This window comes from Clostridium sp. Marseille-P2415, from assembly GCF_900155545.1.
Classification (GTDB): Bacteria; Bacillota; Clostridia; order Lachnospirales; family Lachnospiraceae; genus Lacrimispora.
On sequence record NZ_LT732526.1, the window covers coordinates 3132797 to 3147771 of the forward strand.

Consider the following 14975-nt stretch of genomic DNA (forward strand, 5'->3'; position numbering starts at 1 on the left):
TTGATCCTCCATTCCTCAGCTGCCGCTGACAACATAAATAGTAACTTCCGCCGACGCGTACAACCTGTTTCGGAAAAATACGCCATCATTAACGTTTAAAGCCAGCCTTTTTGCCATTCATATGTAATCCCCCTTCATTCTCCTTTCCAAGTATCTATTTCAATTATATACCAGTTATGGATACATTCATAGGTTTTTTCGTATAAATGATATCTTTTCCCCTTTTATCCCTCAGCCGGTTCCTCTCCACTCAAAACTATTTGGTATATTTTACGCGGACGGCATATAGTATAATTAGAAATATATGCATTTCAGAGGTTTTATATGAATTATTACGGTACAGACAGCAGAGTAACCACCGCACAAAGAAATAACATTATGCGCATTGACAATGCCCTGGTGGAAGAAGTATTTACCCCCAACAGCAGAACAGGTTATATCCTGATCTCTTATGCGGTCCAGGGTGAGAATGACATGATCTTCAGCCAGTTCCTTAAACTGAATGTTGGATGGGAAACCATTTTAGAAAATCAATTTGGAGAATCCATCAGTCTTTGTATCATCGTAAAAGGGATGCTGGTCAATGCCGAATTCTCCACTTACATCACCCAAAGCGATCCTCCTCAATCCAACGCGATCCGTATCGTAGCCCAGATGAAGGAGCCATGAATGTAACGAGGGGACCAGACAAAAGGATTGATTCCTGCGAGAAACAGGACTCAATCCTTTTGCCGATCCATAATTCTGTAATTTTATGATTGAAGTCCCATTTCCCGTCTTTTCTTCATAATGTGACTCTCAATATCATTTGCTACCTGTACCGGATCATCTCCCAAAGCAACTTTCCCGCCTGTCAGTCCTTCTACATCCTCTGTGAACAGCTTGACCAGCTTTGGCGCTCCGGTGATAAAGGGAGTCGGAGAAAGATGGGTATAGGCTCCGTATGCTACGGCAAAAATGCCATCTATGGTTGCTTTCTGTTCCATCCACTCCGGCGCCGTTACCGCAATGGGCAGATCCGAAATGTCTGCATCCAGATGGTCTGCAAGGGCCGTTACAAGCATGGAGATTCTTCCTGTATCGGTACAGGTTCCAAAGCTTAAGACCGGCGGGATGCCCAAAGCCCTGCAAACTCCTTTAAGCCCTTCCCCCGCCTGATCGATGGCATCTAAATTGCACATTCCCGCCACTTCCAGTCCATGGTTGCCGCAGCCCCCTGCGACGACAAGGATGTCCTTTTTAATCAGTTCTTTTGTTAAATTTACCGTATTCCAGTCCTGGGGCCCATTTCTTAACGTGGAACAGTTTGCCAGGGCAACGACTCCCTTAAGCTGTCCTTTTGCGATGACATCCACCAGGTTATTTAAATCATTTCCGATCGCATTTAATACCGCCTCTGTTGAAAATCCGGCGATTGCTTTTTGTTTATGGTCCGGTACCATAGGTTTGATCCGTTTATGCCTCTTCTTAAAGTTTTCGATTGCAATGTTGATACACTTTTCCGCCATCTTCTCTGCCTGCTGCGGATAATATGGCATCTCATGTTCTGTTCCCGGAACGCCGATGATCGTGCTGACGCTCACCAATGCGACCTGATATTTTTCCGCATATTGGTCAATGGCCGGCGGAGAACAGTTTTCTTCCATTACTAAAGCATCTACGGTGCCCGTCGCCAAAAATGGCTCAATAGCTAACCAGTTACCCATAAGTCCCACGAATACATCATCGACTTCAAATCTTTGAAGCATCTCCTGCCCTGTTTCAATGGACCCGACAATATGGATCCCCTTTGCACCGGCTTGTCTGGCTAACTCCTGATATTCCTGCATTTTTGCTTTCTGCAGCGCAGCCACTCCGATCCATGGCTGATGTCCGTTAAATGCAATATTTACATAATCAGGATCCATAATTCCCAGATCCACATCCACTTCATGAGGCTTTGGGGTTCCGAATAAAATATCCTGTGTCATTTCAAGACCGATCTGCGCAGTATAGATGGTTGATAAGCCCAGCCGCAGGGCTTTTTTTGCCAGAGAAACATAATCACCGTCTACATTGGTCAAACAGCTTGCAATGCTGTTTTCCACTTCATGCTGGACCCCGGAAGGATAAATGTGTAAGTCCTCCCATATCTTCTTTCGTTTCTTCGGTGCAAAAGCTTCTACCATGACACTTTTCTTGTCCGGATTTATTTTCATCTCCCGGTCAAGAAAATCCGCCAGGCTGATTGCCATCTGATTTACATCCTGGTCGGTATCAATGCCGGTTTTTTCACACATCCACCTTAATTTTTCAACATCTGTGATCTTAAAAACAGTATTGCCTTTTCCTGTTTCTTTTAACGTTCGAAAAGCTTCATAAGCATGATGGGCATAGGTGGCTGCTCCCATGATATTTCTCATGAGAAGGTTTCTCATGGCCATGGCATCCGGCCCTATCCCGCAGACTCCTTTTTCCGGTCCTTTTTGTTCGTTAATCCTGCAAGGCCCGTTGGTACACAATTGGCAGCTTAACCCCTGAAGGCAGAATTTGCATCGTATTTTTTCCTGTTCGTCATATCTGGAAAACACACTGGATAAGCCGTCATCTCTTATCCTTATAAGCATCTCTTCAACGGAATCATGATAACTTACGCGACCCTCTGTCTTTTCTAAAACCGTTTCTGACATAGTAACCTCCATTAAAATATTATTCATGGTGTAGTATGTCAAATTTTAGAAATCCAATTCAGCCATCCATTCGCCTGATCAGATTTCTGTAGTTCTTTAATGCGGATTTGTCTGTAACCTCAACACCGGAATGATAGAAAACAATGGTTCCCTTCCCTTCCTCTAACGAATTCATATCCGTCAAAATTCTCTTTAAATTGTTAGCGGTGCCCGCACTTCCGTCAATAATATTTACCGATGGCGGCAGTAATTTTCGAAAGAAATCTTTATAGAAAGGAAAATGGGTACATCCCAAAACGACCGTTCCGTATTCGTTAAAATCATATGGCGCCAATTGTTCCTGTAAATAGGGCAAGACAATATTCTCACGAAATTCAAAGCTTTCTGCAAATTGCACCAAGCCCGGAAGCGGCAGCCGGTCAACGATATGGTGGTTGTCCCATTTATCGATCAGCTTCTGCAATTTTTCTTCCTTAAGGGTCAGGGCGGTCGCTGTTACCAAAATCCGTTTATTAATATCTTCGTTTCGCTCGACCGCAGGCTTAATTGCAGGCTCCATGCCGATAATCGGAATGCTGTACTTATCCCTTAACTCTTCGATTGCCACGCTTGTTGCCGTATTGCATGCGATCACGATGGCTTTTACCCCCTGACCGGCAATAAATTCGACCGCTTGGAATATACACTTTTTCACCTGCTCCTTTGGCTTAGAACCATACGGAACATTTAACGTATCGGCATAATATAAATAATCTTCTCCGGGCAGTACTCTAAGAGCCTCATGCAAAACCGTAATGCCCCCGACACCAGAATCAAAAAAGCCTATCTTCATAACATTCATTCCTTTTCCTTGATTTCCGGGATGATCCGGTCATCCTATTTTCCTTACGGGCATCTGCCAGTCAAGAACCACCTGCTCCGCACCGCTTTCAAGAGGATCGCAGAATCTGCTGACCGAGTAAAACTCCACCCAGTAAAAATCTTCATGATCAGGCATAAAACCGTTTTTCTGCACCATATTGGATATAAGAGCATATGCATTGCCGATTATATCGTTAAGATCTTTTGCACCGATCTGTGCCTTAACAATTGTTCCGCCTTTGATAATCCTGCCGGTCATGCCCTCCGGTATGGGAGTTCCCACCTTAAAATACTTCCCGACAATGTAAGTATCACCAAGCCCTGCATCCGACGAAAAACCGGTCATATAGCCAAGGCCGATACAACCATCCATGCCGGCCTGACAATCCTTTTGTTCGTATAGCTTTTTATCAAATCCCTGCTCCCAGAAAACTCCCCATAGTTCGTTGGTCGTGACTCCATAGTCCCTGCTGCTGATGCCGATTAAGAGTACGTCTTCCGTATCCTCATATTCCAGTTTTAAAAGCTCTGCCATAATTTTTCTCCTATGTTTGGTCAAAGCGGATATTCGCAATCCGATTCGCTGCTTGATAAGGTTAAAATGTTAATCTGCATGAATGATGTCTTCCATGAAATCGCCCCTTTTTTCTACTACGTTATAACCAATGGAGGCAACGCGGTTTCTTAAGCAGACATTGCACTCCGCTGCTTCTTCCCCGGTACATATCTTATTATCATACAGTTCATATTTTTTCCTGACACCAACCGGCGATAAATTCGGCATCAGCACATTGGAACCTGATAAGATTCCTTTTTCCCTTCCCTTTGGATCAAGGGTTCCCAGAGCTGTGGTTGACGGCAACAGCGCATTGGGAAGCATCAGCCTTAAAATACCGATCAGGAACAGGGTGAGGTCGATACTTCCTGCCGGGAAACCGGCAAACCGGGTATCCTTATGAGGAATAAAGGGCCCTATGCCAACCATCTGAGGAGACAGTTCATAAATAAACAGCAGATCCTCTGCCAGACATTCGGCGGTCTGGTAAGGAGATCCAACCATAAATCCGGTACCAACCTGGTATCCGATCTTTTTTAAATTTCTTAAACAGTTTTTCCGGTTTTCCAGAGACAGGGAATGGGGGTGAAGCAGCGAATAATGCTCATCGTTTGCCGTTTCATGCCGAAGTAAGTAACGGTTGGCCCCGGCTTCATAATATTTTAAATACTGGCCGTAGCTTTTTTCTCCGATGGAAAGCGTAATCGCGCAGTCCGGGTATCCTTCCCGGATGTTTCCTATAATATCCACCAGGATCTCATCTGTAAATGCATGATCTTCGCCGCCTTGAAGCACAAAGGTCCGAAACCCCAATTCATACCCGTTTTTACAGCAGGATAGAATTTCCTCCTTGCTCAGCCGGTAGCGGTCCGCATTTTTGTTGCTCCTTCTTATCCCACAGTAGTAGCAGTCATTCTTACAATAATTCGTAAATTCAATCAGGCCTCTGATGTAGATTTCCTTTTCAAAGTATTTCTCACTCAATGACCTGGCCAGGGAAAACAGATATTCACTGGCTTCCTTATCATAATTCTCCAGCAGATAAGTAAATTCACCTTTTTCCAGTACATGAGTCCGGTATAGTTTATCAATCAGGTTTTTCATATTCTTCTACTCCTTGTTTTTGGCCGCAGCTTCTGCCTGGTTTTCAAACTTTTTCGTGACTGCCATAATTTTCTTTAAGATTTTACATTGACCCTATTGCTTCGTAAAATTCAGTTCTTAAGAAAAAACATAAGACGGCAGAATAATAAGCTTATTCTACCATCTTATAAAAGATTGTGAAAGAATATTTTTTTAACAATTTCTTCTATTTTAATTATTCAAGATTCTCTATCAGCTGGATTCTCATGCCATTGGGGTCTTTGATGAAGAAAAATCTGGTTCTGGGATTTGGCTGCATTGGTTCTCCGATAACAGCTATGCCTTTCTCTTTTACCATAGAAAGTGCATTTTCAAGAGATTCTACCTCAAATCCCCAGCTAATATCTTCTCCGATATCCGTTTCCCGGCTTTCACCGCCGCATATCAGCTCAATTTTTGTTTCTCCGCTGCCTAAAAATGCAATCTCAATACCAGGTCCGGCCGAAAAACGGCTGACTACCGGAAGGCCTATGATTTCTTTATAAAACTTTATTGATTCCTCTAAATCCACGACTCTTAATGTGCTTAAGCAAAACTTCATTGATTTTCCTCCTGAAATATACATTGATTCTCTCAATCATAATAATATATTATACGCTCTTTCCTCGAAATCAGCAATGACACAATACGAGAGTCAAAGCTTTTTTAATAAGTTTTATTAAGAAAAAAGAGTGCCCGGAATAAAGCACTCTCATCCTGTCTATGTATTCTTTTTAAGAACAGCAGATTGCACCAAAGGGAACCTGTCCGCTGCTTTTTACATTCAGTGATCCGTTAGCTTCTTATATTCATCAATCACATGATCCATTAATTTCCCTGCATTCTTATAGATTTCCTCCTCCAACTGGTCAAACGGAAAAATGGCCTTCGGCGAAATATCCACCCCTCTTTGAATCATCAGTTTCTTAAATAGAAGTGAGAAGTTGGAATCCATGTCATAAAGCGGCATTAATTGGTGGATCAGATAAGACAGCTTCATGGAACGGTCAAAATCCTTTTCATTGGCTGCTCTTACCAGATCACTCCAGATTTCCGGCACAATGTTTGACAGTCCTCCGATGCAGCCGTTTCCGCCGGAGGAAATGTTGTACAGAAATTGATCATCAAAACCGGAATAAGCCAGAAACGGATGTGCGCCGGCCTCCAGGCAGATCAGATTTGTGTGGTTTGGCTCTGCAACGGAATCTTTTAAACCAACGATATTCTGATTCGCTTCCAGCAGTTTCTTTACAGTTTTCGGGGCAATGGAATGCCCTGTTCTCGCAGGAAAATTGTAAATGTACAGATCTCCTTTTACGCATTTTGCCAGCGTATCGTAAAAAATGAACAGCTTTTCCTGATCCAGCCCATAGTAGTATGGCCCGATTACCATTGGTGCTGCATATCCCATGGAATAGATTTCATTGGAAAGCTCCACGGTCTCTTCAAAATTGGTGCTTCCGGTACCTGCGTACAATTCTACGCGTCCATTGGTATATTCTGCGTAAAACCGGAAGAAATCGGATTTTTCCTTTTTGGAAAGCCCGGTAAATTCCCCAGTGGAGCCAAGCACCAGAATTCCATCCACTCCTCCTTCAATCAAAAAATCGATTACCTTTTTATTCGCCTCATAATCCGGCTTTTCGTGCTTATCAAAAACAGTTACGACCGGAGTAATAATTTTATACATAATTTGTTTTCCTTTCTCCCAAAATTTACCCAACGATCCGCAGCACACCATAAACCAAAACTGCTGCAGCTACCATTACAAGTCCATTTAAGGATTCATATCCAATTAATTTCAAGCGCTCACGGATTTCCATATTCAATGCGCCGGCACTCACATGGAAAAACGAGCCATGGGGAAGCCCGTCAAAAACAAAGCTTCCGGTATGTGTCATCACTGCCGCTGCGATCGCAGAAATCCCGCTCATCATGACCGTTGGCCCGAAAATCTGGCTTCCCAGAGTTGTTCCGGCGGTTGAGGATGCAGTGGCTGCTCCCATTAACATACCGGATATTGGGGCTAACAGAAAGCCTGGCAGGCCCACAAGCTCGATTCCCTGAATGATGACATCCTTTAGACTGGAGTTGGAAATAATACCGGCTAAAGTTCCCGTTCCCACCAGAAGCATGGCAACTCCACTCATCTTTTTTAGTCCTGAGGAAAGGTAGGAACAGGTATATTTTCCTTTTTTCATGGCAAGAATGCCCGCGATTCCCCCAACGGGCAATGCAACCAGCGGATCAATAGTGATCCCGCAGATTGGCCTTAACAGTAAAAGCAGAATGGTCACCAACGGCCCGGTAACCGCTCCTGCCAGGCCAGGCAGTTCATTTTCCGGCACATTTTCCTCCACATGTTCAAAATCGGAGCCTTTATGTATCAAAGCACGTGAAAGAAATGCTGTCGTAATCAATGCAGCCACTGCCGGAACGATCCCTGCCATCATGGCCGATGTCAATGGAATGCCAAAGGCCTCGGACGCTGCAATCGCATTGGGGTTCGGGCTCATGACATTTCCAGCCTTCACACCGCCGACCAGCGCCATTAAAATACCAAGCTTTTTAAAACCGGAACGCTTTGCCAGTTGAATTGCAATCGGCGCTACTGTAATAAGTGCCACATCCCCAAAAACTCCAACGGCGGTTAAGCACCATGTTGCAAGCATCATGGCGATCAGGCTGCGCTTGCTCCCCATCTTTTTTATAATCGTTTCTGCGATGCGGGCAGCCGCACCGGTCTCAATGAGCACACCGGCTAAAATGCCGGCAGTCACAATTCTTACAATCGCGGAAACGATCCCCTGAACCCCTGTGATCATGCAGCTCACGGTACCCGCTAAACCCGCACCTCCAAAAATACCGCCAAAAATGGCGCCGAAAATCATGGCATAGGTTGGCTCCACTTTTTTTAAGATCAGAATGATTGCAATTACAAGAGCCAGGATCGCACCGAAAGCAGAAATCTCCATCTCCATACCTCCTTACAGACTGTCATATTTTAAAATTGCGCCCTCTGACCCGGATGCCGCAATTTTACAATAAAGACCTAAGTACCCCCGTTTAAATTTCGGTTCCGGACGTTTCCACTCTTTTAAACGGTCTGCAATCTCCTCTTCGCTGACCAGCAGATCGATGCTGCGCTTTTCCACATCAATTTCTATCCTGTCGCCGTCTTTTACGATTGCGATCACACCGCCCTCTGCCGCCTCTGGTGAAATATGGCCTACGAAACATCCATTGTTGGTACCGCTGAAGCGCCCATCTGTGATCAGGGCCGTTGTTTTAGAAAGTCCGCGCCCATATAAATACTTCATGGCTTTATACATTTCACGCATACCCGGACCGCCCTTCGGGCCTTCATACCGGATGACTACCACATGTCCATCCCGTATTTTCCCTTCCAGGATCGCTTCTTCTGCTTCCTCTTCTGAATCAAAGCAGATGGCTTCTCCTATAAAATGATGAAGGCTTTCATCAAAAGCTCCCGGTTTTGTAATACCGGAATCCGGAGCCAGATTTCCGCGGAGCACAGCCACGCCTCCCTGATATCCGAATGGATCATCCATGGTTTTCACAACCTTGCGGTCCTCCGGATACTGATATACATGGTCCTTTATATTTTCGGCCACGGTATGAGCGGTAACTGTCATCTCGTCAACTGCGATGATCGGCTGCATTTCCTCCAACAGCTTTATCACGCCGCCTGCCCGGTAAAAATCAATCATATTGTATTCGGAAGCCGGATTGATCTTAGCCAGCTGGGGTGTTACTCTCGAAAGCCGGTCAAATTCTTCCAGTACGTTCATATCCAGCTCTGCTTCATGAGCAATGGCCGTCAGATGCATGACCGCATTGGTGCTTCCGCTCATTGCGAGACATACTTTAATGGCATTTTGCAAGCTTTCCTTTGTAATGATCTGGCGGGCTGTAATATTCTTTTCCACCAGTTCCACAATCTTAATGCCGGTTTCTTCCGCAATGGCAAGGCGGGCTGCACCGGAAGCCGGGATGATGCCTCCATCCGGAAGGGTCATACCAAGTGCTTCGGATAAAGAGCACATCGTATTCGCTGTTCCCAGATAAGAACAGGAACCACAGGTAGGACAGGCTAAATTCTCCAGTGATGTATATTCTTTTTCCGTGATCTTATTGGCGGAAAGCATGCCATACGCCTCGGTGCTGGAAGTCTGATCGGATTTACGCCCGTCAAACTCAATTCCCCCCTCCATCGGGCCGCCGGGAAGTAAAATGCAGGGAATATCAAGGCGCGCAGCTGCCATCAGCATCCCCGGAACAATCTTGTCACAGGAACCAAGAAGCACGATTCCGTCAAACAGATTGATCTGTGCCATGGATTCAACCGAATTGGCGATGATCTCCCTTGACGGAAGGATAAAGTGCATGCCATCATGCCCCTGTCCCATACCGTCACACCCACCGATCACACCAAATTCCACCGGAGTGCCGCCTGCACGGTAAATTCCGTCCTTCACACGCTGTGCGACCTGCCGCAGATTATAATGTCCCGGCACGCACTCACTCCATGCATTTGCAATACCGATCATGGGACGCTTTAAATCTTCTGTTGTAAACCCCATTGACTTATAAGTAGCTCTGTAATACTGATTCTGAAGCCCGCATAGTATTTTTTTGCTTCTTTCCATGATTTCCTTCTCCTTTTAATTAATTTTTATCATTTAAAAAATCTTTTTAAATAACCGCTTCTTTTAAACAGCCTTTCCCCAGTAAATTAATTGGCGGTACATAATAGACCATTTTCACGCTTCCGTCCTTTTCTCTTTGTTTTAGTATGTATATACGTACGCAGTATGTAAATGCGTATCGCACGTTATACATTATCACGCTCTAACGGTATTGTCAATAAAGGATATTAAAATGGAACTGTTTTCGTCTGATTTAACATATTTCATTCTTGCTTTTTATACATGATTCACAAATAAATCGTATAGAATTCTTAATTGTCCTTTGATATAATAGAAATAAATCAGAATGAATGAGGTGACGGTTTATGCCATCAAATGAACATCGGCCAACAGAACGGGTTTTAGATATTCTTGAGTTATTATCAACAAACGGAAACGGAATGACGTTAACGGAATTATCAAAGGCCTTAAATGCTCCTAAAAGCAGCATTATGCCATTAGTACATACAATGACTTCGAGAAAATTCATTTATATGAACCAGGAAAATTTAAAATACTTTATTGGCATTGCAGCATTTTCGGTAGGTTCTTCTTATACCAACCATATCGATGCACTTGAGTTCATCAAATCAGAAATGAAACACATTGTTTCGGAAAGCAATGAAACCTGCCAGTTAGGCATTCAAAACCAAAGCAATTTACTTTATATTGCCAAAGAGGATTCTGACGAACCAATTCGTCTGGTCTCTTATGTAGGAAAGCAGCTTCCACTTTATTGCACGGCAATCGGACGGGCAATCCTGGCAGATATGGAACCGGATGAAATCTACGCTTTATATCCAGACGGACTAAAAGCATTTACCCCTCATACCATTACGGAATGGCCGCTTTTATTAGCGGAATTGAAAGAAACCCGTAAACGGGGCTATGCCATTGAACACGAGGAATCCACCCCTGATGTCCACTGTGCCGGCATTTCTTTACGCAATAACGGGCATATATTCGCAGCCCTCAGCGTTTCGATTCCATCTTTCCGTTTTTCCGTGGAAAAGCTGGATTTCGTCATTCAGTTGCTGAAAGAATCAAAGAAAACACTGGAAACATCCTTTCAAAACTGCCACATCGATCTAAGCAGCCTTTCCTGACATTTTTTTTGATATAAAATAGACAAAATGTTATAATGAAACTTAGGTCAAAAAAGAATTATGAAACAGGAGAAAGGAGAAGTTATGAAATCATCCGATGATGCATGATTTTCATAATCACTTTAAAATGCGTAAAATTCCAGCTTATATGGTGATTCATGATTTAATAAAAAAGAAAATTCAGGATGGAACCTATCCTGTTTCTGAATTGCTTCCCACGGAACCAGAACTTGAAAAAATTTATAATGTAAGCCGCACCACCATAAGAAGCGCTATGGAAATGCTGAAGGAGGAGGGCCTGGTCGAAATTAAGCAGGGCAGAGGCACCATGGTGCTGGATCAGAGGACCATTCAGGATTTAAACAAAGTCACCTCGGTTACGGAGTCCTTAAAAAGACGCGGATTTGATGTTCGGACGAAAAGCATGTATATTGATATCATACATGCCGGTGAACAGCTTTTAAATGAACTTGATCTTAAATCCGGAGACTTGATAGCCCGGATACAGCGGATTCAGCTCATCAATGAAAAGCCGATCGCTATCATGAAAAATTATATTCCTCATCAGCTTGTTCCTGACCTGGAACAGTTTACAAATAAGTTCTCGGGATTATATGAATTTCTGGAAGAACATTATCATCTGGAGATCGATTCTGCAAATGATAAGATATTTGCGAAATCTGCAGATTTCGCCGAATCAGAAATGCTTGGTGTAAAACCGGGTACAGCGCTTCTTTGCATCCGCCGTATTTGTTATAAGGAAAAAGAGGCCATTTGTGTTGATGATGTCCGCATACTTGGAGATCAGTATGAGCTCATGATTTCTATGAACGGACGGTATAAATAAGATTGGGAGGGGAAAACCATGGACCGTTTTACGATCGGAAATCTTTCAAAAGCAATCGATATCAGCTGTGTAAAACCGAATCATACGGTTCATGATCTGGATCAGATGATCGCAGCCGCAAAAAAATACGGTTTTATCTGCGCATTTGCCCTGCCGGGTATGACCCCCTATTTAGCAGAACATTTAAAGGGGAAATCCAACACCATGATCGGTGGAACCGTAGGCTTTCCATCCGGATGCGATACAACAGAAAGTAAAGTCTTTCAAACCAGAGAACTATTATCCATGGGCTGTGATGAATTGGACATGGTAATCAATATAGCACAATTAAAATCACAGAACCATGAGTTTGTTTATCAGGACATTAAAGCAGTGGTCGATGCCGCCGGCGGGATACCTGTAAAAACAATCCTTGAGGTAGCTCTTCTTACGAACGAAGAAATCGTAACGGCATGCCGGATTGCAGAGCATGCCGGAACTTCCTATATTAAAACAGGTACTGGCTGGTGCAGCGAACCCACTCTGGTCGATCATATTAAGCTGATCAAGTCCGTCATTCAACCCCGGACGAAAATCAAAGCAGCCGGAGGAATCCGTAATCTCACTGGTCTGCTGGAAATGAAAAAGGCGGGGTGCGACCGTTTTGGAATATCCGTGGATTCCGCCATGCATATCATGGAAGAGGCGGTATCTTTCCCAGGTTTGCCCGATATCTTTCCGTAGAAAGAACTATAAACATTATCATCACGCTGCTATTCATCATGATCTTTTCAAACACTACAGGACAAATCTCACCTGTAATCAACACTTTCCCGCTTAAACATTATCAATTTAAACACCAAATAGGAATTGACTCCAAAAACATTATGATGTATAATAATCGTGGTCATATTTGTTAATTTTATAACAAAGAAATAATCTTAAAGGAGTTACTTACTATGAAAGGTTTTGCAATGTTAGGTATTGGTAAAACGGGGTGGATCGAGAAGGATAAACCGGTTTGCGGACCACTCGATGCAATTTGCCGTCCGATTGTACTTGCCCCCTGCACATCCGATATTCATACGGTCTGGGAAGGTGCCATCGGTGACCGTCATGATATGATCCTGGGTCATGAAGCGGTTGCGGAAGTAGTTGAAGTCGGAAGCTATGTAAAAGATTTTAAACCCGGCGACAGGGTTATTATACCTGCCATTACACCGGATTGGAATTCCGTTGAAGCTCAGGGCGGTTATCAGATGCATTCCGGAGGAATGCTTGCCGGATGGAAGTTTTCCAATTTCAAAGACGGTGTTTTCGGTGAATTATTTCATGTAAACGATGCAGACGGAAACCTCGCATTATTGCCGGAAGGAATGGATCCAGTCGCTGCATGTATGCTTTCTGACATGGTACCCACCGGATTTCACGGAGTTGAACTTGCAGATGTGCAATTTGGTGACAGCGTGGTAGTGGTCGGAATCGGCCCTGTCGGACTCATGGCTGTTGCCGGTGCCGCTATCCGGGGAGCCTCCCATATATATGCAGTCGGTTCCCGCCCGAACTGTGTGAAGCTTGCCATGGAATATGGCGCTACGGAGATCATCAATTACCGCGAAGGCGATATTGTAGAACAGATCACGAAAAAAACCAACGGAAAAGGTGTTGACCGGGTCATCATCGCAGGCGGTGATGCAGATACCTTTGCGCAGGCAATTACGATGTTAAAACCCGGCGGAAAAATCGGCAATGTCAATTACTTAGGCGAAGGGGATTACATAAAGATTCCGCGGGTTGAATGGGGATGCGGCATGGGCCATAAGCTTATTGCAGGCGGCCTTATGCCAGGCGGAAGACTCCGGATGGAAAAGCTGGCTTCCCTCGTATCTACAGGAAGACTGGACCCCGGCAAATTGGTAACACACCGGTTTGAAGGTTTTGAAAGCCTTGAAGAAGCGCTTTTGCTAATGAAAGATAAACCGAGGGATTTAATAAAGCCGGTTGTAGTCATCAAGTGGTAAAGTATTCCGGCGCAGAGTTTTCGGTTAAATAAAATTCTGGAAAACATAAAACAGGCTATGCTCTTCATTTTAGAAAAGCATAGCCTTTGCTATGGGAAAAGACGCTCTGCCGTTAATCCGGGAAACAAACATAGTGCATTTTTAAAATAAATGCGCCGGCGTTTTTCTTCAGTGAGCATTTCTGTTTTGTCTAATGCATCCGCTAACATCCTGCATGCAGGTTCGGGGGTATAGGGATAGTCACTGCCGTATACAAAGTGGTCAATATCAGTGATTTGCACCAGGTTCGCAAGTTGTCTGGGCAGGCAGGCACCGGCAAGGTCATAGTACAGACCTTTCAAAGTACCGTAGATATCGGCACCATCTTTTCCGATCTGGCCGCCAAACGATAAAGGCATCATTTTAATAGCGGGTGCGATCCTATCCGCAAGGATTGGCAAAAACGCTCCGGCATGAGGTATGATGAATTTTATTTCTGGAAAGCGGTTTGGTATTCCCTTTAATATCATATTGATAACGGTACGGGTCGTATCAAAGAAAAATTCCATCATAGGTACTGGTAATCCTTCGGCAACACCGTCAGGAATGCAACCGGGTTTGTTGGGATGGAGAGTGACAACGGATTTACGCTTATTCAACTCTTCAAATATCGGATCCAGGCATGGATTACCCAGATATATCCCCTGCGTGTTAGTTGGCAGCGTAAAGCCATCCGCATGTAATACATCCGCTGCGTATCGAATTTCCATAATGCTGTCTTCCATATCAGGCAATGGCAAAGAAGCAAGCAAACCGAATCGCCCGGGATATTTCTTCACAAGTTCCGCACCGTCTTCGTTCGCTTCTCTGGCCAAAGCTTTCGTGGCATTCTTGTCCCCGAAATTAATATGAGGGGACGACAAAGAAAGCATTGAGACAGCAATACCCAGACGGTCCATTGCTTCCAGATGGGTTTCCATACTCCACGAAGGAGTGGGAAATCCATCCGGATTTTTTCCACCGTGCTTCAGCAATGTTTCTCTATATGCCCAAGGCAGGTAATGTACATGAAGATCAATCTTAAGTTTATTGTGTTGACTCATGTTTCCCATTCTTATAATCCCTT

At 44.1% G+C, this 14975-nt stretch carries 14 protein-coding genes; 5 read left to right on the forward strand and 9 right to left on the reverse strand.

Features of this window, described 5'->3' with window-relative positions:
• Positions 1-324 precede the first annotated feature (324 nt).
• The gene (locus BQ9856_RS19200) at positions 325-669 is read left to right on the forward strand and encodes a hypothetical protein (protein ID WP_077612460.1); all 345 of its coding nucleotides are present in this window, start codon (positions 325-327) and stop codon (positions 667-669) included.
• A gap of 83 nt (positions 670-752) precedes the next feature.
• Here the strand turns inward: BQ9856_RS19200 and cooS are convergent, their stop codons facing one another.
• The 8 genes from cooS to ilvD form a co-directional block, all read right to left on the reverse strand.
• Positions 753-2669, reverse strand: coding sequence for an anaerobic carbon-monoxide dehydrogenase catalytic subunit (cooS, locus tag BQ9856_RS19205; protein ID WP_077612461.1), 1917 nt, complete (start codon positions 2667-2669; stop codon positions 753-755).
• A 58-nt stretch (positions 2670-2727) separates the two neighbouring features.
• Positions 2728-3501: a glutamate racemase gene (gene murI, locus BQ9856_RS19210; RefSeq protein WP_077613451.1), complete on the reverse strand. Its 774-nt coding sequence runs from the start codon at positions 3499-3501 to the stop codon at positions 2728-2730.
• A 39-nt stretch (positions 3502-3540) separates the two neighbouring features.
• A complete protein-coding gene (locus BQ9856_RS19215) occupies positions 3541-4065 on the reverse strand; it encodes a hypothetical protein (RefSeq protein WP_077612462.1) in 525 nt (174 codons plus the stop codon).
• Positions 4066-4134: 69 nt separating this feature from the next.
• Positions 4135-5190 carry a [FeFe] hydrogenase H-cluster radical SAM maturase HydE gene (gene hydE / locus BQ9856_RS19220; RefSeq protein WP_077612463.1) on the reverse strand — a complete coding sequence of 352 codons (1056 nt, stop codon included), beginning with the start codon at positions 5188-5190 and terminating at the stop codon, positions 4135-4137.
• A 214-nt stretch (positions 5191-5404) separates the two neighbouring features.
• Positions 5405-5770 carry a VOC family protein gene (locus BQ9856_RS19225; RefSeq protein ID WP_077612464.1) on the reverse strand — a complete coding sequence of 122 codons (366 nt, stop codon included), beginning with the start codon at positions 5768-5770 and terminating at the stop codon, positions 5405-5407.
• A 222-nt stretch (positions 5771-5992) separates the two neighbouring features.
• A complete protein-coding gene (locus BQ9856_RS19230) occupies positions 5993-6898 on the reverse strand; it encodes a dihydrodipicolinate synthase family protein (RefSeq protein WP_077612465.1) in 906 nt (301 codons plus the stop codon).
• A 25-nt stretch (positions 6899-6923) separates the two neighbouring features.
• Positions 6924-8189, reverse strand: coding sequence for a GntP family permease (locus BQ9856_RS24935; protein ID WP_077612466.1), 1266 nt, complete (start codon positions 8187-8189; stop codon positions 6924-6926).
• A gap of 6 nt (positions 8190-8195) precedes the next feature.
• Positions 8196-9878, reverse strand: coding sequence for a dihydroxy-acid dehydratase (gene ilvD / locus BQ9856_RS24940; protein WP_077612467.1), 1683 nt, complete (start codon positions 9876-9878; stop codon positions 8196-8198).
• A 365-nt stretch (positions 9879-10243) separates the two neighbouring features.
• On the opposite strand from ilvD, the gene BQ9856_RS19245 reads away from it, so the two are divergent.
• The 4 genes from BQ9856_RS19245 (at position 10244) to BQ9856_RS19260 (ending at position 13870) form a co-directional block, all read left to right on the forward strand.
• Positions 10244-11023: an IclR family transcriptional regulator gene (locus BQ9856_RS19245; RefSeq protein WP_077612468.1), complete on the forward strand. Its 780-nt coding sequence runs from the start codon at positions 10244-10246 to the stop codon at positions 11021-11023.
• Between the two features lie 97 nt (positions 11024-11120).
• A complete protein-coding gene (locus BQ9856_RS19250; protein WP_235839255.1) occupies positions 11121-11870 on the forward strand; it encodes a GntR family transcriptional regulator in 750 nt (249 codons plus the stop codon).
• An 18-nt stretch (positions 11871-11888) separates the two neighbouring features.
• Positions 11889-12593 carry a deoxyribose-phosphate aldolase gene (gene deoC / locus BQ9856_RS19255; protein WP_077612469.1) on the forward strand — a complete coding sequence of 235 codons (705 nt, stop codon included), beginning with the start codon at positions 11889-11891 and terminating at the stop codon, positions 12591-12593.
• Between the two features lie 215 nt (positions 12594-12808).
• Entirely contained in the window at positions 12809-13870 is a 1062-nt protein-coding gene (locus BQ9856_RS19260; protein ID WP_077612470.1) for an NAD(P)-dependent alcohol dehydrogenase, read from the forward strand.
• A gap of 89 nt (positions 13871-13959) precedes the next feature.
• Here the strand turns inward: BQ9856_RS19260 and BQ9856_RS19265 are convergent, their stop codons facing one another.
• Positions 13960-14961, reverse strand: coding sequence for an amidohydrolase family protein (locus tag BQ9856_RS19265; RefSeq protein ID WP_077612471.1), 1002 nt, complete (start codon positions 14959-14961; stop codon positions 13960-13962).
• Positions 14962-14975 lie beyond the last annotated feature (14 nt).